General features: G+C 58.1%; 19 protein-coding genes. 7 read left to right on the plus strand and 12 right to left on the minus strand.

The window, feature by feature from the left end:
* Positions 1-155 precede the first annotated feature (155 nt).
* Entirely contained in the window at positions 156-677 is a 522-nt protein-coding gene (gloA, locus tag ACCD00_RS14905; protein WP_413425597.1) for a lactoylglutathione lyase, read from the minus strand.
* Between the two features lie 144 nt (positions 678-821).
* Between gloA and ACCD00_RS14910 the strand changes: the two genes are divergently transcribed.
* Entirely contained in the window at positions 822-1,340 is a 519-nt protein-coding gene (locus ACCD00_RS14910) for a DUF4946 domain-containing protein (protein ID WP_413425599.1), read from the plus strand.
* 163 nt (positions 1,341-1,503) lie between these two features.
* Here ACCD00_RS14910 and ACCD00_RS14915 read toward each other — a convergent pair whose 3' ends face one another.
* The 3 genes from ACCD00_RS14915 to ACCD00_RS14925 all read right to left on the minus strand — a co-directional run bounded on the left by ACCD00_RS14915 (position 1,504) and on the right by ACCD00_RS14925 (position 4,618).
* On the minus strand, positions 1,504-1,866 hold the full coding sequence (locus ACCD00_RS14915) for a histone-like nucleoid-structuring protein, MvaT/MvaU family (protein ID WP_007975932.1): 363 nt from the start codon (positions 1,864-1,866) through the stop codon (positions 1,504-1,506).
* Between the two features lie 233 nt (positions 1,867-2,099).
* Positions 2,100-3,632: an EAL domain-containing protein gene (locus ACCD00_RS14920; RefSeq protein WP_413425602.1), complete on the minus strand. Its 1,533-nt coding sequence runs from the start codon at positions 3,630-3,632 to the stop codon at positions 2,100-2,102.
* A 104-nt stretch (positions 3,633-3,736) separates the two neighbouring features.
* Complete coding sequence (locus tag ACCD00_RS14925; RefSeq protein WP_413425604.1) at positions 3,737-4,618, minus strand: LysR family transcriptional regulator; 882 nt, start codon at positions 4,616-4,618, stop codon at positions 3,737-3,739.
* A gap of 78 nt (positions 4,619-4,696) precedes the next feature.
* On the opposite strand from ACCD00_RS14925, the gene ACCD00_RS14930 reads away from it, so the two are divergent.
* Complete coding sequence (locus tag ACCD00_RS14930; RefSeq protein ID WP_413425606.1) at positions 4,697-5,641, plus strand: DMT family transporter; 945 nt, start codon at positions 4,697-4,699, stop codon at positions 5,639-5,641.
* 250 nt (positions 5,642-5,891) lie between these two features.
* Complete coding sequence (gene hppD / locus ACCD00_RS14935; protein WP_008020954.1) at positions 5,892-6,968, plus strand: 4-hydroxyphenylpyruvate dioxygenase; 1,077 nt, start codon at positions 5,892-5,894, stop codon at positions 6,966-6,968.
* Positions 6,969-7,097: 129 nt separating this feature from the next.
* On the opposite strand, the gene rarD is transcribed toward hppD, so the two are convergent.
* The 8 genes from rarD to ACCD00_RS14975 form a co-directional block, all read right to left on the minus strand.
* Positions 7,098-7,979, minus strand: a complete 882-nt coding sequence (rarD, locus tag ACCD00_RS14940; RefSeq protein WP_413425609.1) for an EamA family transporter RarD — start codon at positions 7,977-7,979, stop codon at positions 7,098-7,100.
* 212 nt (positions 7,980-8,191) lie between these two features.
* On the minus strand, positions 8,192-9,202 hold the full coding sequence (locus ACCD00_RS14945; protein WP_413425611.1) for an aldo/keto reductase: 1,011 nt from the start codon (positions 9,200-9,202) through the stop codon (positions 8,192-8,194).
* Positions 9,203-9,280: 78 nt separating this feature from the next.
* Entirely contained in the window at positions 9,281-10,576 is a 1,296-nt protein-coding gene (locus tag ACCD00_RS14950; protein WP_413425613.1) for an efflux RND transporter periplasmic adaptor subunit, read from the minus strand.
* The gene (locus tag ACCD00_RS14955) at positions 10,566-12,050 is read right to left on the minus strand and encodes a TolC family protein (protein WP_413425615.1); all 1,485 of its coding nucleotides are present in this window, start codon (positions 12,048-12,050) and stop codon (positions 10,566-10,568) included. The genes ACCD00_RS14950 and ACCD00_RS14955 overlap by 11 nt, the downstream gene beginning before the upstream one ends.
* The gene (locus tag ACCD00_RS14960; protein ID WP_413425699.1) at positions 12,043-13,239 is read right to left on the minus strand and encodes an ABC transporter permease; all 1,197 of its coding nucleotides are present in this window, start codon (positions 13,237-13,239) and stop codon (positions 12,043-12,045) included. Before ACCD00_RS14960 ends, ACCD00_RS14955 begins: the two co-directional genes overlap by 8 nt.
* On the minus strand, positions 13,239-13,946 hold the full coding sequence (locus ACCD00_RS14965) for an ABC transporter ATP-binding protein (RefSeq protein ID WP_413425617.1): 708 nt from the start codon (positions 13,944-13,946) through the stop codon (positions 13,239-13,241). Before ACCD00_RS14965 ends, ACCD00_RS14960 begins: the two co-directional genes overlap by 1 nt.
* Before the next feature lie 228 nt (positions 13,947-14,174).
* Positions 14,175-14,771, minus strand: a complete 597-nt coding sequence (locus ACCD00_RS14970) for a hypothetical protein (protein ID WP_413425619.1) — start codon at positions 14,769-14,771, stop codon at positions 14,175-14,177.
* 104 nt (positions 14,772-14,875) lie between these two features.
* Complete coding sequence (locus tag ACCD00_RS14975) at positions 14,876-16,186, minus strand: MFS transporter (RefSeq protein WP_413425621.1); 1,311 nt, start codon at positions 16,184-16,186, stop codon at positions 14,876-14,878.
* A 169-nt stretch (positions 16,187-16,355) separates the two neighbouring features.
* Here ACCD00_RS14975 and ACCD00_RS14980 point away from each other — a divergent pair, with 169 nt between their 5' ends.
* The 4 genes from ACCD00_RS14980 (at position 16,356) to ACCD00_RS14995 (ending at position 20,710) form a co-directional block, all read left to right on the plus strand.
* Complete coding sequence (locus ACCD00_RS14980) at positions 16,356-17,477, plus strand: sugar diacid recognition domain-containing protein (protein WP_413425623.1); 1,122 nt, start codon at positions 16,356-16,358, stop codon at positions 17,475-17,477.
* 239 nt (positions 17,478-17,716) lie between these two features.
* Complete coding sequence (locus tag ACCD00_RS14985; protein ID WP_413425625.1) at positions 17,717-18,859, plus strand: glycerate kinase; 1,143 nt, start codon at positions 17,717-17,719, stop codon at positions 18,857-18,859.
* Between the two features lie 225 nt (positions 18,860-19,084).
* A complete protein-coding gene (locus tag ACCD00_RS14990) occupies positions 19,085-19,636 on the plus strand; it encodes an MCP four helix bundle domain-containing protein (protein WP_413425627.1) in 552 nt (183 codons plus the stop codon).
* Between the two features lie 51 nt (positions 19,637-19,687).
* On the plus strand, positions 19,688-20,710 hold the full coding sequence (locus tag ACCD00_RS14995) for a methyl-accepting chemotaxis protein (protein ID WP_413425629.1): 1,023 nt from the start codon (positions 19,688-19,690) through the stop codon (positions 20,708-20,710).
* Position 20,711 lies beyond the last annotated feature (1 nt).

Consider the following 20,711-nt stretch of genomic DNA (forward strand, 5'->3'; position numbering starts at 1 on the left):
TTTCGCGAGCAAGCTCGCTCCTACAAGGGGCATCGGCGCCGGCACTGAAAACACAACGCCTGTAGGAGCGAGCTCGCTCGCGATGGTCGTTAACGATAACGCGGGTTGGCAGGTGCCCCGCGGCGTTCTCGGGTTTTTCGCGAGCAAGCTCGCTCCTACAGCGGAGCAGGCTGGATGATCTCTACCCAGTAGGCGTCCGGGTCCTTGATGAACGCCAGGCTCTTCATGCGACCATCGCTCAAGCGTTTCTGGAAGTCGCAGCCCAGTGCTTCAAAGCGCTCGCAAGCGGCGACGATATCCGGCACCGAGATGCAGATGTGGCCGAAACCGCGTGGGTCGGTATTGCCATTGTGGTAGGCGAAATCCGCATCGTTCTCTGTGCCATGGTTGTGGGTCAGTTCCAGAATGCCGGGGATCGATTTCATCCACTCGGTGCGCGCGGCGGCATCGGCCGGGATCTGGTTTTTGTCGACCAGCGCGAGGAAATACAGGCTGAACTCGGCTTCCGGGAAGTCGCGTTTTTCCACCAGGGTAAAACCCAGGATGCGCGTGTAGAAATCCAGGGACCTGGTGATGTCCTTGACCCGCAGCATGGCGTGGTTGAAGACGAATTTCTGCGTAGCGGCGTCCGGTTGGGCGGTGACGCCGGGGAAGGTGTTCAATTCGTGCAGGCTCATGGGCCCTCCGGGAAATATGTGGGCTAACAATTGGTGACAATGATACGCAAGGGTTCGGACATCACCAAACCCAAACAGTCGGCTATTGCCTGACAGCCGGCCTGGGCCCAGACTTTACAGCTTGATCCTTGAGTGCCCATTGCAATGATTCGAATCCGTAACGTGCTGTTCATCCTGCTAAGCGTGTTTTCGCTGGCTGGCGTTGCTCGCGCCGATGCGCCAGTAGTGACTTGGCCGGAAGGCTGGCAGGTCGAAGAAGTGCCTGAATCGGCGTCGGGGGTCAGCCGTCAGCGGGCGGTGAAAAATGATCAGAATGGATCGCCGCTCATGGTGATGGAACTGACCATGAGCCCGGTACAAAGCGATCACCAGGTAAACCTCGAAGGCGTATTGCTGGAGATGCGCAAGTCGGTTCAAAAAGACTTCTTTCAGGGTGGGTATCAAAGTGTCTGCACGCGAATTCATTCGACTACCTTGAGTCGATTGGCCGCGCTGGAAACAACCTGCACCGTCACGCAAAACGGCAGGCACGTGCTTTCTCAAACACTGGTGGCCGCGGTGGATGCCGATAAGGCCTATGTTCTTTCCTACGCAGGGCAGGCCGAGGCTTATAAGGCGAGCCAGGAAGAAATAGACGCTGCCCGTAACAGCTTGAAACTTTAGTTGGCGTCAGTGCTTTTTCGATGCATGAAGAAAATTTTAGATATCCAAATGGATTAAGCACAAAGTTGTTGGCAGTCAGGTAGTTGTCTGGTGCCTGCCCCGGGCATTTAGATAACCCATGAAAAAGCCCTGCATATGCAGGGCTTTTTTGTCACCGCGAGAGTTAGCCGCGCAGCCAGGAGTCAACGGTGGCTGCACCGTACTGTTCTTTCCAGGCTTTCAGGCCGCGGTGGTTGCCGCCCTTGGTTTCAATCAGCTCGCCGGTGTGCGGGTTCTGATAAACCTTGACCACACGGGCGCGGCGGGTTTTAGGTGCTGCTGCCTGCAGGCCGGATTTTGCCGGGTTGGGGTCGAGAATGGCGATGATGTCGCGCAGGCTCTTGCCATAGGTTTTCATCAAACCCTGGAGCTTCTCTTCGAATTCGATTTCTTTCTTGAGCCCGGCATCGTTCTTCAGGGATTCCAGCTGCTTGAGCTGCTCTTGAAGGGCCTTTTCGGCTGCACGAAATTCAGCGAGTCTGGACAATATCTTTACTCCAATAGTGTATTTGGCTGATACCAACCGCAAACAAAGCTATAAGCCAAGAGCCTTGAAGCGACTCGGTGATAGTGGCTCACCTGCCAAATTAGCGCAGGCATGAAAAATTGTAGTAGTTAATTGGCCAAGAGTAAATCCTGTCTTTTTTTTCATGTAACGGCAGTAGCGTTTTGATTCAAATTGGTGCGTGCAAGCGTTGTTTTATCAATTAAATTCGCGAGTTAATGGTCGCTTAATGCACTAATGAATTCCGCGCCGGGCATGGGTTTGCCGAATAGATAACCTTGCAGGAAGTTGACCTGATGAGCGCTCAGGTAATCACTCTGCTCACGGGTCTCGACACCTTCGGCCACCAGGGCAAGGTCGAGTTTGACTGCCAGTTCGATGATGCTGTCGAGGATGTGGCTCGAGAGTGTGTCGATACCGATCATGGCGACAAAACTCTGGTCGATTTTCAGGAAGTCCACATTGAACTGGCGCAGGTAGCCAAGGCTCGAGTGACCCGTGCCAAAATCGTCGATGGCGATTTTCACACCCAGTTCGCGAAGTTGCTCGAACAGTTGCAGGGTGATGGCCGTGGGCTCGATCAGTTCGCGCTCGGTCAGCTCCAGTACCAGATGGATCGAGCCCGGTTCGAACGTATCGAGAAAGTCACGACAGTCCTTGACCAGTTCCAGGTCCTGGCAATGGCTGGCGGTGATGTTGATGCCAATGTGAAACGGTTTGTTGAATCTGGCGGATTGCGGGGCGAGCAGGGCAGCAGTCTGCCGCATCAGCGAGCGGGTCATCGGCACGATCAGTCCCGAGTGCTCGGCAAACGGGATGAACAGGTCCGGACGCACCAGGCCTTCCTTCGGATGTTTCCAGCGCATCAGCACTTCAGCACCGGACCAGCTTTTGCTGTCGCCATGCACCACGGGCTGGAAATAGGGAATGAACTCTGCGGCTTCCAGTGCCCGTTGCATTTCCTGGGTGGGTGCCGATGAGCGTTTTTGCAGGAAATGACCGATTGACCCGGCAATCACACCGAAGAAAATCAGCAGGCTGAACAGCGGCGGATATTCGCTGCTCATGTATCGCCAGGTTTCGCCTTCGGGGAAACCGGCTGCCACGGCAAATGCATAGTGCCCGGAGGTCAATCGGCTCGGCGCAACGGGCGGTTCAGGTACAGCACTGGTGTGAACCTTGCCATCGACGGACATCCAGTCCGGGCCGACCTGCAGCAACAGCAAGGTCTTGCGACCGATCAAGCGCAGAATGTTGCTCAAGTGATAACCATCGAGGGTTGTCAGCACGCCTTTTTTCCCTTCGCTCAGACGGTACACCAGCAAGGCGGTGTCGGGTGTCACCAGGTTGCCATTCATGAGCCACAAGGCGCCCTGGGTGTAGTCACCGGGGTTGACGTTCTCCTGGTAGTCGCCGAACAAAGAGCTGCAATAGAGGTTGTTGTCCCACACCAGATTGGTCGCGCGCACGAATGGGCGGCGAGTGACCTGTTCACGCAGAGCCAGTTTGACGTCAGCACAACTTTGGCCAGACAGCGGCAGCAGTTCGCGAGCGGCCTGGGAGTTGTTGTCGAGCATCAAGTCGAACTGGCGAATCGCTTCTTCGGCGGTTTGTTCGGCGTCTTGTTTGAGTGCACGGCCTGCTTGCATGTAAAGAATGGCGGCCCCCAGCAGCACTGGGAGCAATCCACTGATCAGGGTGACAGCAATTCTTGTACCGCGACTGCGGGTTTTGGCTTTCAGTGGCATTCGCGAATCCTGTCACGAAAAAAGTAGGGCTCTCAAACGCTGGCAGGGTAATACGCCTCCCATGAAGAGTTCGGGTATGGGCCATGATAGTTGGCCCTTGGCGGTTATGCCGTTCTATGGAAGTCAAGGCTTACGGCCAGATTGATAAAGGCCAGCGTCGCGGGTGATGCCTGGCGTCGATCGAGTACCGCCAGGCCGACCTGGCGCACCACCGCCGGCGACAGCGGTTTTTTCACGCAGCGGCTGTCAATCTGATTGGGTAATGAACCTTCGGCAACCACCGTCACCCCGTCGCCACGCGCGACAACATCCAGGGTGCTCATCAACTGCGAGCAGCGATAACGGATGTTGGGCATCAGTCGGGCCTCGGCGAACAGGCGTGAAACCAGCTCCGAAGAGCCGGCCTCGGTCAGCACAAACGGGGCGTGACACAGATCCTTCAGGCTCAGGCTGTCGTGAGCTGCCAGCGGATGGCCAGCGGGCAGCAGCGCGACCATCTGGTCTTCGATCAACGCGACCGTATCGAAACGCTCCTCGGGCAACACCACAAAGCCGATGTCGATCCGTCGTTCCTCCAGCCACTGGAGTACCTGGCGATCAGGGCCTTCGTCGATATGCACCTCGATGCCGGGATGGGCGACGCGGTACTGCTGCAGAATCAACGGCAGCAACTTGATCGATGAGGTCGGGCCGAAGGAACCGATGCGCAACGTGCCGCGTTTCATGCCCCGTGCATCGGCCGCTTCCTGGCGCAGGGTGTTGGCCAGGCCCAGCATCGCTCGGGCGCGCAGCAACAACTGCTGGCCAATGTCGCTTGGCTCGACCCGGGATTGATGCCGGCGCAACAACTCGACACCCAATTCCTGCTCCAGGGACTTCAAGGCATGGGACACCGCCGATTGGGAAATACCCAGGCGATTGGCCGCTGCCGTGAAGCCGTGGAGTTCGGCCACGATGGAGAAAATCTCCAGTTGAGTGAGAGTCATGAGTGTTTACTCATTTTACGATGACTGTGTATTAGTCGAATGATACGTCATCTCTCCGACATCCGGCCCTGGAATCTTATGACGATCTGCGAGCAAACCCTGTCAAAACCCTCGGATCTGCCGGTGTACCTAAAGCTGGCGGCGGTCACCATGGTGTGGGGTGGCACCTTCGTTGCCGGACGCTATCTGGCCGGCAGCCTCAGCCCGCTGCTGGCTGCCAGTCTGCGGTTCCTGCTGGCCAGCGTGGCGTTGCTACTGTTTGTGCGCCTGGCGCGGATACCGCTGGCCCGGCCCAGCGCCCGGCAATGGCTACAATTGTCATTGCTTGGCTTTTTCGGGATTTTTTTTTACAACCTGTGCTTCTTTTATGGCTTGCAGTACATCAACGCTTCACGGGCATCCTTGATCGTGGCTCTGAACCCGGCAGTGATCGGCCTGGCTTCCTGGCTACTGTTCAAGGAGCGTTTGAACCGGGCAAAAGTCGTCGGCATTGCGATCTGCATCGCAGGCGCGAGCCAGGTGATCGTCAGTCGCAACCCGCAATTATTGGCCGGTGGAGCCGACGCCTGGCTCGGTGATCTGCTGATTTTCGGCTGTGTCCTGGGCTGGGGCATCTACTCGCTGTGCTCCAGAGAACTGAACCAGACCCTGGGGCCGGTGCAAACAGTGACGTATTCGATTCTGCTGGGCACCGCCATGCTCTGGATGGCCTGCATCGTCCGTGGTGAGGCGAGTGTTGTCGCGATCGCCCACCTGGGTGCGCAGCAATGGTCGAGTCTTTTGTACCTCGGCGTGCTGGGATCGGCGCTGGCGTACATTGGCTATTACGACGGCATTCGCAAAATCGGTGCGACGCGTTCCGGGGTGTTCATTGCCCTGAACCCGTTGACGGCGGTGATTCTTGGCGCGCTGCTGCTGGATGAGCCGCTGACACTGGCCATGTGCCTGGGTGGCGGGCTGATACTGGCGGGGATTTTCCTCTGCAATAAACCCCTTGCGCGGGCAAGGAAAAAGGGGATTTGATACAGAAGGCGGACAAACTGATTTACGCTGTGTAGAATCAGGTTACGCATACAATAATAATCGTCTTCTGGCAGCAGAAGCCTCGCCCGCAAGAGCCTTGGGTCGATAATGAAGATATTCGGGTTTCAACTGATCTACGGTGATTTTCTCGCCCGCAGTGTGCGGGGCATCTCCTGTGCGCCACCCACCGGTCTCAGCATTGCTTACAACTAACCTTTGTTAATTGATAAAGAATGATGAGGCGCCAACCATGGCAGATTTATACGAAAACCCAATGGGCCTGATGGGCTTTGAATTCATCGAGCTCGCATCGCCGACCCCCAATACCCTGGAGCCGATCTTCGAGATCATGGGCTTCACCAAGGTGGCGACCCACCGCTCCAAGGACGTGCACCTGTATCGCCAGGGCGCGATCAACCTGATCCTCAACAATGAACCCCACAGCGTGGCCTCGTACTTCGCGGCCGAGCACGGTCCGTCGGTGTGCGGCATGGCGTTCCGGGTCAAGGATTCGCAAAAAGCCTACAAGCGCGCCCTGGAACTCGGCGCCCAGCCGATCCACATTGAAACCGGCCCGATGGAACTGAACCTGCCGGCGATCAAAGGCATCGGTGGTGCGCCACTGTACCTGATCGACCGTTTCGGTGAAGGCAACTCGATCTATGACATCGACTTCGTGTTCCTCGAAGGCGTTGACCGTCACCCGGTCGGTGCCGGCCTGAAGATCATCGATCACCTGACCCACAACGTGTATCGCGGTCGCATGGCCTACTGGGCCAACTTCTACGAGAAGCTGTTCAATTTCCGCGAAATCCGCTACTTCGACATCAAGGGCGAGTACACCGGCCTGACCTCCAAGGCCATGACCGCACCCGATGGCATGATCCGCATTCCGTTGAACGAAGAGTCGTCCAAGGGCGCCGGGCAGATCGAAGAGTTCCTGATGCAGTTCAACGGCGAGGGCATCCAGCACGTTGCTTTCCTGTCCGATGACCTGATCAAGACCTGGGATCACCTGAAAAGCATCGGCATGCGCTTCATGACCGCGCCACCGGACACCTACTACGAAATGCTCGAAGGCCGTTTGCCGAACCATGGCGAACCGGTGGGCGAACTGCAGGCACGGGGCATCCTGCTGGATGGTTCGTCCGAGTCGGGCGACAAGCGCCTGCTGTTGCAGATCTTCTCGGAAACCCTGATGGGGCCGGTGTTCTTCGAGTTCATCCAGCGCAAGGGCGACGATGGTTTCGGCGAAGGCAACTTCAAGGCGCTGTTCGAATCGATCGAGCGTGACCAGGTTCGTCGTGGTGTTCTCTCCACCGACTAATCCGTTGACGCTGTAAAAAAACTGTGGGAGCGGGCTTGCTCGCGAAGACGGAGTGCCAGTCGCCATCAATGCTGACTGATACACCGCCTTCGCGAGCAAGCCCGCTCCCACTTTGTTTTGTGTCGGTAGTTAAGGTCTGCGCTGCCGCACCAGATGCTTGAACCCTTCAAACACCAGCACCAGCACAGCCATCCAGATCGGGATGTAGGTCAGCCATTCGCCGGCCTTGATGCTCTCTCCCAACAGCAGCGCCACGCCCAGCAGCAACACCGGTTCGACGTAGCTCAACAAGCCGAACAGGCTGAACGGCAGCAGGCGACTGGCAATGATGTAGACCACCAGCGCCGACGCGCTGATCACGCCAAGCATCGGGATCAGCAGCGACAACCATGGATGCTGGTCAAACACCCCGAAACCTTGTGCGCCGCTCTGAACGAACCAGATCGCCACCGGCAGCGTCAATGCCATGTCCAGCCACAAGCCGCCGAGATTGTCCGTTGCCAGCCGTTTGCGAACGACGAAGTAAGTCGGATAGCCGATGCAGACCAGCAAGGTCGCCCAGGAAAAACCACCGACCTGATACACCTCGTTGATCACGCCCAGGCAGGCGAACACCACGGCGATTTTCTGCAGATAGGACAGGCGTTCGCCATAGGCGAGGCGGCCGGTCAGGACCATGGTCAGCGGCAGCAGGAAATAACCGAGGGACACGTCCAGGCTGTACCCGTTCAGCGGTGCCCACATGAACAGCCACAGCTGCACGGCGAGCAGGAAAGAGGAGGCGATCAGCGCGCCCATCAGTTTCGGATTGGCAACGACCCGCCGAACGATGTCCAACACGCGCTTCCATTCGCCGGACAGCACCATGAACACGGTCATGCACGGCACGGTCAGCAGCATGCGCCAACCGAAGATTTCCACACCGCTCAAGGGGGTGAGCAGCGACGTGTAGTAATACATGACGGCAAACAGCACCGAGGCTGAAACCGATAGAGCGATACCTTTAGACAAGCTGTCCTCGCGGGTTGAAGGTTAAACGGGGCGGGCAGGATACGTGGTTTTTGTGCTGAATATTGTCCGGATGATCAATATTTCCAACATCCACCCTGTAGGAGCGAGCTTGCTCGCGATGAACGACCAGACACCGCGGGCAGGCAGGCTCCCCCGCGTTATCGTTGACCACCATCGCGAGCAAGCTCGCTCCTACAGTGGTTTATGTTTCTTCAGTTAAGCGGTCTGCGGCCGGACACGAAGTGGCTCACATCATTGAACCCCGGTGTCGACGCATGTCCCGGCGTCACCAGCGAATCGATGAACGCCTCGTCATCGGTCGTAAGCTTCACCGTCTGCGCCTTAGTGTAGGCGTCCCACTGCGCTTCGGTACGCGGCCCGACAATGGCTGAGGTAACGGCGCTGTTGTTCAACACCCAGGCAATCGCGAACTCGACGATGCCTACGCCGCGTTCCTGAGTGTATTGCTGGATTTGCTGGGCGATGCGCAGGGACTCGACACGCCATTCGGTTTCCAGAATGCGTTTGTCTGCCCGCCCGGCGCGGCTGTTGGCGTCCGGTTTCACGTCCGGCGCGTACTTGCCGCTGAGCACCCCGCGCGCCAGCGGGCTGTAGGGCACCACGCCGAGACCGTAGTTTTGCGCAGCCGTGATCTGCTCGGATTCAGCCTGGCGGTTGACGATGTTGTACAGCGGCTGGCTGATCACCGGCCGGTCAACGTCCAGTTTGTCGGCGATGCGGATGACTTCGGCGATGCGCCAGCCACGGTAGTTCGACAGGCCCCAATAGCGGATTTTGCCATGGCGAATCAGATCGCCGATGGCCGACACCGTGACTTCCAGCGGCGTATTGTGGTCTTCGCGGTGCAGGTAATAGATGTCGAGGTAGTCGGTGCCCAGGCGCGTCAGGCTGGCGTCGATACCGTTGAACAGGTGCTTGCGACTCAGGCCGCTGCGGTTGGGGACGCCGTCCACGGGACCGAAGCCGACCTTGGTGGCCAGCACCCATTCGTGGCGGCGGCTGGCGATGGCCTCGCCGACGATCTCCTCGGAACGGCCGTTGGTGTAGACATCGGCGGTGTCGATGAAGTTGATGCCCTGATCCCAGGCCTTGTCGATGATGCGCAGGGAATCCTCGGTGCTGGTCTGTTCGCCGAACATCATGGTGCCCAGAGTCAGGGTGGACACCTGAAGACCCGAATGACCCAGTGTGCGGTAGCTCATGAGCAAATCCTTTTACCAGTGGGAAAGGCTCAATCAAATACCAGAAACGCCTTTCGGGGCAATCTGAATCAGGGCGGCTTACAACGGATTGCCCTGGTTCCCCAGGCGAATGAATCCCGGCAGCAGCCCAAAGACCTCTACACCATCGAGGGTTGATCGTCCGGTGGAGACTGGGATTTGCTGGATGGGGCGATCCATTGCCTCCCGATAATCCACAACTTTGCTCAGACCCTCCAGGCGGATTGCCTGCGGCGGGATAATGATCGCCTGCTCATTGCGGTAAGTGATGATGGCCAGGCGTGCGCTCATGCCCAGCCGGACACGTTGCATCTGTTCAGGGGTCAATTTCGAGACTGACAGAGTTACCGAGAAACTCGCACCGCCGCTTGATTCGTCGCTCGGTTCGGCCAGGCTGCTGACCACCTGCACTGTGCCCTTCAGGCGTTCGCCCTCGAAACCATCGCCCTCTATCTCGACCTCTTGTCCCGGATGTAACTGATTGATGTCGAGCTCCGATACCGAGGCCACGATTTTCAGATGCTCGATATCGGCGAGTCCGAACAACGCTTGTCCCTGACTGAGTCTGGCCCCTGCCTGCAAAGGCCCGAGTGAGATTGCACCGGGGAGTTGCGAAGTACGGGCAGGCACGACCACTCCGGTGAAAGGTGCGAGGATGTTCTGGTCAGCGAGCAACGCTTGCAATCCTTCGTACCTGACTGTGGCATTCTTCAGTTCCATTTCTGCCACTCGCCGATGCTCGCCAGCCCCCTCATCCAATACGTGTTGCAACTCGTTTTGAGCTGCCACCAGTTCAAGCTCGTGCATCTGCATCTGCTGATTCAAATCGTCCAGCTCGCTGCGCGCAATGATGCCGCGCTTCAATAGTCGCTGAGTGTCGCCAAGCCGGCGCTGCAGATTGCTCACGGCTATTTCGGCCGTACGGACTGTTCGGCGTGCCCGTGCGACTTGCGCACTGTTCTCCCAATCTGTCAGCTCCCGGGCAGTACGCTGCGCCTTGAGCTGCGCCGAAAGGGCATCGCGCAGCTGCGATTCGATGGAAGCAGGGTCCATGGTCAACAGTGTCTGGCCTTGGTGCACCCGCTGTCCTTGCCCCACCCGGATTGTTTGAATGTTGCCTTCAAATGGCGCGGTCAGAAGGACAGTCTTATTGGGCTCTATTGTTCCTGCCAGGCCGATTTTGTGAACCAGTGATTCGTTGCGTATGCTCACCCAGTTTTCACCATCGGGTCTGCTGACAATCCATGCTTGCACATTGATGATCGCGATGCCTGCCAGGACCAACGATATCGACAGAGCAACCCAGACAAAGCGACTTGAGTACCAAATGACTGGGGCTTTGTTATCAGACGTCATTGAGTGCAATCTCCCAGCTTTCCAGGGTCATGCCGAGGGTCAGGTCGAGTTGGGTCTGGGCGTTCAAATACGAGATCAATGCACTCAGACGAGCATTTTCGGCGTTTCGCAGATCGCTCTCAAAGCTGATGATCTGAAAGTTGCTGGAGCGCCCGGCGTTGAGTTTTTCCTGTTCGATTTCAAGCTTGCGTCTGGACAGTTCGGTGGCTCGCTGCGCAATTTCATATTGGCGCCAGCGTGTGCCGAGCTCACGCACTGCGTTATTGACGTCGCGCTCCAGTTCCTGGCGAGCGTCTGCCAGATTGATTTCCTGCGTCTGCAAATTGATATGCGCGTGAATCTCGGCCTGGCGGGTACTGAGGGCACCTATGGGGATTTCCAGTTGCACACCGGCGTAGCTATCCCAGTTTCTTCCGGAACCGATGCCGTTGTCATAGCGACCATGAATCTGAGTGGCGCCGGCCACCAACGAGACATCCCAACGCGCCTGGTCTTTGGCGATGAGCAGGTTCAGATCGGCCTGATGGCTGCCGAGCAGCATGGATAAATATTGCGGTTGCTGAATCTGTGCCAGGCGCAGAGCTTCCGGCTGGTCGATCGTGATGCGGAATGCCTCCAGCACTTCGCTGGCGTGGAGTGGGGTAGACAAGTCCAGAGCCAGCAGACGCAGAAGATCCAGACGACTGATGTGCACCTGATTCTGTGCTTCTTCGACGTCCATTTCCTGCACAGCAATTTCGGCTTCGGTCTGGACGATTTCGAACTCGGCCATTCGCCCGGCAGTGATCAACGCCTTGTTCACATCCAGCAGCGATCGCGTTCGCCTGAGCGCCTCCTGAACAATGGCAAGTTGCTCTTGCGACCTGAGCAGTTCGCGGTAGGTCGTGATGATGTCGACAATTGCCTGGGAGACGCTGGTCTTGAGATTCAGGCGGTTCGCTTGCTCCTTGAGTTGTTCCAGGCGCAGGGGGGCAGTGGAGACATCCCGCCCCGCACCCCGCAGAAGTGGCTGAATCAACGTCAGCTCCAGGCCGTCGCCGCGAAAGCGGCCTGCACGCTCGGCATCATTCAGTTGTCGGGTCCAGCTCACGCTCAGACGCGTACCGTATTCGCCAAGCAAACTGACACTGGGGGATAGCGACGTCTTTCGGACCCGGTCTTCGCTGCCCTGGTTATCTGTGTAGTGTCCCTTGAGCAACAGCTTCGGACTGAACGCATCCTTGGCCACGCGCAAGTCGAATTTCTGTCCCACGCGTTGCAGATAAGCACTTCGAATTCCGCGATGATTGCGCAATCCGAGATACACGGCGTCGCCCAAGGATATGTGTGTCGCCTGCTGGCTCAACAGTGCACTGCGAGAGTGGCCGTCGTGTAACGTCGGCGCCGACAGCTGTCGGGTGATTTCCATTGACGCTTTGCCGCTCTGGGTAAAAAGGCAAAGCAGGGTGACCATCAAGGCTCGTCCGCTACTCATCGCGCAACGCCTCAACCGGTTGCAGCCGAGAAGCCAGTACGGCCGGATACAGACCAAAAAATACACCCACCCCCAGGGTGCTGATGACGCCGAGCGGTAGTGCAGCAGGTGCGAGGAAAAACGTCCAGTCAGACAAATGGGCGTACATGAATGCGAAGCCGATGCCCAGGACTCCACCGCAAAAGGCGCCCACGGCGGTCAGTGTGATCGCCTCCAGCATGAAAAGATTGCGAATGTCCCGCCGACATGCGCCCAGCGCCATGCGAACGCCGATCTCTCGTCGTCTTTGAGTCACGTTCATCAGCATGACGTTCATCACGCCGGTACCGCCTCCCACCAAAGAAATTGCCCCAAGCGCCAACAACAAGTAAGCGAAGGTACGGTTTTGACGCGACATTCCATCCATGAGCTGATGCGGGAGCAACATTGCGACATCTGTTACGCCTGGCAACTGTTTCAAAGGGTCGACTAATGCTGTAGCAGCCGCGTTGATCTCCTGATCGGGGGAGACCCGGATAATCACGTTACGTATTTGTGCCAAAGGGCTGATTCGGCGCATGCCGTTCAAGGTAAGGAACAAGGAGTCATTGGCCCTGATTGGAATGAGCAGGGTATCGGGCCTGTCCTGCAGAATGCCGATCACCTGAAACAGGTAATTGTTGATGCGAATCCGGTCCCCTGTACGCAGTGGCTCATCGGCCGCTCCCAGGGTCTCGGCGAGTGAGTGTCCAACCACCACGTAAGTTTCACCCTGATCGAATTCGGACATGAAGCGCCCCGCGCGGAGTGTTAAATCCATGGCATCCATCAACTCGCCTGTGCTGCCAATCAGGTCGGCGTTCAGACTGCGCCCCTTGAATACCACCGAAGCTCCGACGTACGCGGTCGGTGCAATGTTCAGAAGATTGGGTACTGCCTTGCGAAATTGCCCGGCATCAAAGGTCGCGTAAGCAGGTGTCCGTTTTTCGTTCGCCGTGGATAGATGGGCCACGAACGTGTTAACTCCCATTCCTTTGAAAATCATTGATGCTTCTTCGGCGGCGTTACTTGCGATGTTGATCATGGCAACCACCGACGAACTGCCAATGGCGATCCCCAGCAGCGCGAGAACCGAACGCTTGCCCAGCGTGCGGAGGCTGGAGCTGACGTCATGCATCAGCAGAAGTGCGCTTCGTCCGCGACCCGGCATCACGCGGGACAAGGACAGAGTTCCTGTACAGCACCGTTAGTAACGCGAATCTGCCGATTCAGGCGCCTGGCGATCGCCGAATCGTGGGTGACCACGACAAGCGTTACGTCATGTGCCCGGTTGAGCGAAATCAACAGGTCCATGATGTCATCAGCCGTGCCAGGGTCGAGGTTGCCGGTGGGTTCGTCAGCCAGTATCAAGGAGGGTTGACCTACAAGTGCCCGCGCAATCGCCAGTCGTTGTCGCTGACCACCCGACAAGTCTGCCGGGCGATGATGAGCTCGCTGTTCCAGACCGACCTCTGCGAGCATTTGCTGCGCTCGTTGTCGCGCATCACCAGGCTTCATTGAGCGATACCTTAGTGGCAATGCCACGTTTTCGATAGCGTTAAGGCGCGGTATCAGGTTGAAACTCTGAAAGACAAATCCGATCTGTTGATTGCGAATGGCTGCCAGTTCATCGGGGGTAGCGGAGCATACATCGTGACCGGCGAAGCGATACTCACCGGCATCAACTGAGTCCAGTAACCCGAGAATATTCAGCAGTGTGCTTTTACCTGATCCCGAAGCTCCCAAGAGAGCACAGCTTTCGCCTGTTTTTATGGTCAAAAATACATCTTGAAGGATGGGCAGGTAATTGTTGTTTATTTTATAACCTTTATTGATGCCCTTGAGGCTAATGAGGCTTTCAATGGTGGTGTTGTTCATTTAATTGATTGTGTGGGAGGGTGGGTTTATTTTGAGTTGTTGATTGAGGAAAGCCGAAAATCTCAAAAATCTTAATGGCAGGCTAGCTGGTTTGTTAAGGATTCTTTGAAAGTAATGAAGTTGCTCGCCGTATAAGTTGTCGGCGAGCAACGCAGACAGCGGATTTGCGCGAGCGGTAGAGGGATTCAACTACGCGCCAAATCGTATGAAGATATTGCCCTTGAAACTTTAAATGTTGGTTCGACTAGTACAGCGTGGGTCCGACCCGGATTTATCAAAAATAAACTCAACCCGGATCTGTGCGGAACTCCAAGGAGCGTGCATCACACTCAGGTCTTGAGCATTCCACTGACCGTCCTGCTTCATTCTGTCGGGAGACTTGACCTCTTTGCTCCCTCCACCATTGAAGTTGGCCACAACCAGGTTCACGTTTGCTTTGTTACCACCCGATTGGCCGTTGTGTTTAGTGATTCGGTACTCTTTCAAGTAGACACTTTTGCTGCTGCCATAATTAAAGTAATGCCCTTTGGCTTCCCCGGTGAAGTTGCCAGTCGAGCAGGAGACGTGAAAGGGTTTGGATGCTGAACTGCCAAAGTTCGGGTTGCCAGGGTTAGGGCTGCCGATGTTCGGGTCGACAATGATCGGATTGCCAATGATCGAGTTGGTTGGGGTGGCAGCAAACCCTGTTAGCGGTATGCAGGCTATCGACAGCGACAATAGGATTTTTTTTGCGGAAAGCGCGCTCACTGAAATACATCCTCTTTTTAGTTTTTTTGTGCCTCTCTCAAATGAACCGTTACGGTTGGGAGAAATGAGGCGACGCAAGACTATCGCCTCTCAAAATTGATTAATGTAGGAGTCACCTTCAAGGCAAGTAGGAATTTTCTTACTTGCCGTGAAGTGATTTTCACCCGGCGAAAGCGAGTCTCTTAAACTCGCAGGGTCCGGGTCATACGCAACGCCAGCAAACTGCCGCAGACAATCACACCCGCCAACAGATACAGCGCCGCATCGGTCGAACCGGTGCTGTCCTTGACCCAACCCACCAGGTACGGGCTGAGGAAGCCGGCCATTTGCCCCATCGAGTTGATCAGCGCCAGGCCACCGGCGGCAGCACCCGCACTGAGCAGGGCGGTTGGCACCGGCCAGAACATCGGCAGGCCGGTGAGGGCGCCCATGGTGGCGATGGTCAGGCCGAGAATCGCGATGGCCGGGTTGGCGGCGAAGTTCACCGCAATCAGCAGCCCCAGCGCGCCCATCAACATCGGCACCACCAAATGCCAGCGGCGCTCTTTGCGCAGGTCCGCCGAGCGACCGACAAACAACATGAACAGCGCTGCCAGCAGGTACGGAATTGCACTCAGCCAGCCGATCACCAGGTTATCGCTGAAGCCCAGGTTCTTGATGATCGATGGCAACCAGAAGTTGATCGCATAGACGCCACTCTGGATGCAGAAGTAGATCAGGCCGAAGGCCCAGATCGCCGGGTTCTTGAATACCGCCAGTAGCGAATCGGTCGTGGTTTTCGGTTTGTTGGCGCGGTCTTCGGCGTGGTCGGCTTCCAGCACCGAACGCTCGAATGGGGTCAGCCATTTCGCATTGGCGTAACTGTCGCTGAGCAGGAAATAAGCCAGCGTACCGAGGATCACGGTCGGAATGCCTTGCAGCAGGAACATCCACTGCCAGCCCGCCAAACCACCCTGGCCCGCGGCGAAGTGATTGAGGATCCAGCCGGAGAGCGGACTGCCGAGCAGGCCGGATACCGGGATCGCCGACATGAACAGCGCCATGATGCGGCCACGGCGGAAGGTCGGGAACCACTGCGAGAGGTACAGCACCACACCCGGGAAGAATCCGGCTTCGGCGGCGCCGGTGAACAGGCGCAAGGTGTAGAACTCGTTCGGCGTGGAGACGAACAGCAGGCAGGTCGACAGTGTGCCCCAGACGATCATCATCAGCGCGATCCAGCGTCGCGGGCCGAATTTGGTCAGGGCAAGGTTGCTTGGCACGCCGCACAGTACGTAACCGATAAAGAAGATGCCGGCACCGAGGCCGTATACGGTTTCGCTGAATTTCAGCGCGTCGAGCATCTGCAGCTTTGCAAATCCAACGTTTACCCGGTCGAGGTAGTTGAACAGGTAGCAGATGAAAATGAAGGGGATCAAACGCAGGGTGATGCGCTTGTAGACGGCGTTTTTATCGTCAGCGATGGCGTCGGACGCTATGGCGCTCTGTGTCATGGCGGCTCTCTCTTTATTATGATTTTTTGCGATGCAAAGGGTAACGTTGATCGCCCTGAGAGTCTCGACCACCCTCAGGGTGGCTGTCTTTGTGCCTGAGCACAGGGTTTGCCACCAAGGCCTGTGCGGGTGAACAACCCGTTCCACCACTGTTTCAAGGATCCTCGCTATGTTCGAACTCGATCACGACCTGGCCCAGGACATCGTCGACCGGGCGATGGCCATTCTGCCGTACAACGTCAACGTCATGGACAGCCAGGGCTTGATCCTGGGCAGCGGGGAGCCGGAGCGGGTCAACACCCGGCATGAAGGTGCGCAACTGGTCCTGGCCAACGGTCGCGTGGTGGAGATCGATGCGCAGACGGCGATTCATCTCAAGGGCGTGCAGCCGGGCATCAACCTGCCGCTGTTGCTGGATCAGCGCCTGATCGGCGTGCTGGGGATCACCGGTGAGCCCGAACAACTGCGCACCTATGCCGAACTGGTGCGCATGACCGCCGAGATGCTGGTGGGCCAGCGCAACCAGCAGGCCGAGCAGCAATGGCGGCGCCAGCGTTGCGATGATTTGCTGGCGCTGCTGCTGAGCGAAGCCGGGGACTCTCCACGACTGGTCGATGAAGCGCAGCAGTTGGGCCTCAAGCCACAAATGACCCGGGTGCCGTACTTGTTCGAACTGGGCCTGGAACACGCACCAGGACAAACCGTCGAGGCACTGAGTGCCTGGTTGACGAGCCGTCATCCCGACAGTTGGTGCGTGAGCTCGGCCAAAACCTCATTGCTCTGGTGCCGGCCGGCCAGCCAGTCGGTCGAGAACGAGCGCTTGCTGGACAAACTCGACGGCCTGGGCTGGAACATCCTGCGCATCGCCGTGGGTGGACAAGCCGACGGGTTGGCGGGATTACGTCGCTGCTATCGTCGGGTCGGTGACTTGCTGGCCTACGGGCGCGAGGTGTTGCCACGGTCCCGGTTGTTGACGCTGAACCGCTATCGGCTGCCGGTGATGCTTTGGCGCCATCGCAACGACGACGCCCTCGATGAATTGCTCAACCCGCTGCGCAAGGTCATTGCCAAGGACAGCAACGGTCAGTTGCTGGCGACCCTGCGCAGCTGGTGTGAACACGACGGCCAGAGCCAGGCTTGCGCCGATGCCCTGGGGATTCATCGCAACAGCCTGCGTTATCGCATGGAGCGGATTGCCGAGCTGAGCGGGGTTGATCCGTTGCGACTGGACGGCATGCTCGCGTTGTATCTGGGCGTGCAACTGCTGCCCGAGTCAGACTCAATTTCGTGAGCGACAAAATCCCCCTGTAGGAGCGAGCTTGCTCGCGAAAAACCAGAGGACGCCGCGGTAAGTCTGATTTCCCGCGTCATCGTTACCCTCCATCGCGAGCAAGCTCGCTCCTACAGGTGAAACGTCTGCAACGGGTTTTGTGGAAATGAACAATAATCCTCATCGCCGTTTGTGCAGCGGACCGGCGTTATTGTTCATGGCGGCTGGCAGCATGTGGACATTGGAACTGGAGAATTCCCATGAAAATCGTGATCGCCCCCGATTCGTTCAAGGACAGCCTCAGCGCTCAAGGCGTGGCCGACGCCATTGCCTTGGGATTGGCGCAGGTCTGGCCTGATGCCCAACTGATCAAATGCCCGATGGCAGACGGCGGGGAAGGGACTGTCGAGTCGATTCTTGCCGCGTGTGAAGGCGAATTGCGCCGCTCGGTGGTTCGCGGGCCGCTGGGGACCATGGTGGATGCCGCCTGGGGCTGGTTGCCGCAGAGCCACACCGCGATCATCGAAATGGCCGAGGCCAGCGGTTTGCAGTTGGTCCCGCTGGCTCAACGGGATGCGTGCATCAGCAGCACCTTCGGTACCGGGCAACTGATCCGCGCCGCGCTGGAGGCCGGTGCACAACGGGTGATCCTGGCGATTGGCGGCAGTGCGACCAATGACGGCGGCGCCGGCGCCATGCAGGCCCTGGGCGTGAAACTGCTCGACGCTCAGGGGCAGACGCTGTCACCGGGCGGTCTCGCCCTTGCGCAATTGGCTCGCATCGACCTGAGCGACATTGATCCGCGCCTGGCCCGGGTACGCTTCGACATCGCCGCTGACGTCAACAACCCGTTGTGCGGCCCCCACGGCGCTTCGGCGATTTTCGGCCCGCAAAAAGGCGCCTCCCCTGAACAGGTTCAGTTACTGGATCACGCCCTCGGGCGCTTTGCCGATCACTGCGTCAACGTCCTGAACAAGGATGTGCGTGACGAGCCGGGCAGTGGTGCGGCGGGTGGTCTGGGCTTTGCGGCCAAGGCCTTTCTCGGTGCGAAGTTCAAGGCGGGGGTTGAAGTAGTCGCCGAACTGGTTGGCTTGGCCGACGCAGTGCAAAACGCTGATCTGGTCATCACCGGCGAAGGCCGTTTCGATGCCCAGACCCTGCGCGGGAAAACGCCTTTTGGTGTGGCGCGCATTGCCCGGCAACAAGGCGTGCCGGTGATCGTCATCGCCGGCACCCTGGGCGAGGGATATCAAACGCTGTACGAACACGGCATCGACGCCGCGTTCGCCCTGGCCAGTGGGCCGATGACCCTGGCCAAGGCCTGCAGCGAAGCACCGCAGTTGCTGCGCGAGCGGGCGAGCGATATCGCCCGGGTCTGGCGAGTGGCCTCGCGTAGAACCTGAACACACCCGCGTTTTGTAGGAGCGAGCAAGCTCGCTCCTGCAGTAGGCAAAAAAAATTTCTGCCACCCCCCCTGCAAAAACCCTCAAGCCCTGCCGATACAACGATCAGGCGCACACACACACCTAAAAAAACAGTGTCGCCCGACTGACCGGCGCGCCTCAACGCCTGCCCGCCAGTGATCATGGCAAGGACGCTCGAAGCCTCAATCACCCGAGTATCGTCCTATGTCCCTGCGTCATCTGAACATCGCGCCTCGAGCTTTCCTGGGGTTTGCCTTCATCGCCTTGCTGGTCATCGTGCTGGGTGTGTTTGCCGTCAATCGCGTGAGTATCATCCGCCAGGCATCCGTGGACATGGGGGCCACGCAACTGCCCAGTGTCGGCTTCCTGGGCAACATGACCGAAAACGTCCTGCGCATGCGCATCCTCTCGTTCCGCATCCTGGTCAACCGTGACCCGGCCGCGTTGCAGGAAGCCCAGACCCGTATCGGCGTGCTCACCGACAAACTGCGAAGTGCCCGGCAAAGTTATGCCGCGCTGCCCGCCCAACCGGAAGAAGCCGCGCTGTACAAGACCTTCACCGCCACCCTCGACAACTACATGCAGGCCCAGAGCCAAATGATGGAGCTGTCGCGTGCAAACAAGCTCGATGAGATGCGCAGCCTGATCAACACGCGGATCAAGGACGGCACCGACCAGATGGGCGAGCAGCTCAACAAACTGGTGGCCCTCAATACCGACTACGCCCAGCGCGCGTTGGCCGAGGCGGGCGAGTAATACAACAACGCCATCACCGGCATCATTGTGGTCGCGGTGATCGCGGCACTGATGACCGTGTTGTTGGCATTGCTGCTGACCCGCAGCATCGTCACGCCGCTCAACCGCGCGCTGCAGATCGCCGTTACCATCGCCGGGGGCAACCTGACCAATGCCATCGAAGTGGACGGCAAGGATGAGCCGGCGCGCTTGCTTGGCGCTTTGTCCAGCATGCAGACCAGCCTGCGCAAAACCATCGAGCAGATCGCCGGTTCCGCTACCCAACTGGGAGCCGCCGCCGAAGAACTGAGCACCGTCACTCAGGAAGCCTCTCGCGGTCTGCAACAGCAGAACAACGAAATCGAACAGGCCGCTACCGCCGTCAATGAAATGACTGCCGCCGTGGAGGAAGTTGCACGCAACGCGGTATCCACTTCAGAAGCCTCGAACCAGTCGACCCAGGCTGCCCGGGAAGGTCGTGACCGTGTGGTGGAAACCGTCGATGCGATCCAGACCATGACCCATGACGTGCAGAACACGGCATTGATGATTGAAGGCTTGGCGACCCAGGGCCGTGACATCGGCAAAGTGCTCGACGTGATCCGCGCCATTGCGGAACAGACCAACCTGTTGGCGCTCAACGCCGCCATCGAAGCTGCCCGGGCCGGTGAGGCCGGGCGCGGATTTGCCGTGGTCGCCGACGAGGTGCGGGCGCTGGCCCATCGCACGGCACAGTCGACCCAGGAAATCGAAAAAATGGTCGCCGGCATTCAGAACGGTACTGGCCAGGCGGTGTCGTCGATGCAACAAAGCAATCAACGTACACAGACCACACTGGAAATGGCCCGCGCCGCCGGCATTGCCCTGGAACAGATCACCCAGTCGATCCACTTGATCAACGAACGCAACCTGGTGATCGCCAGTGCATCCGAAGAACAGGCCCAGGTGTCCCGTGAGGTGGATCGCAATCTGGTGAACATTCGCGACCTTGCTACCCAGTCCGCCGCCGGTGCCAATCAGACCAGTGCAGCGACCCACGAATTGTCGCGCCTGGCGGTGGATTTGAACGCCATGGTGGCGCGTTTCGTGATTTGAG

Source organism: Pseudomonas sp. Pseusp3 (assembly GCF_047304225.1).
Lineage (GTDB): Bacteria > Pseudomonadota > Gammaproteobacteria > Pseudomonadales > Pseudomonadaceae > Aquipseudomonas > Aquipseudomonas fluorescens_CD.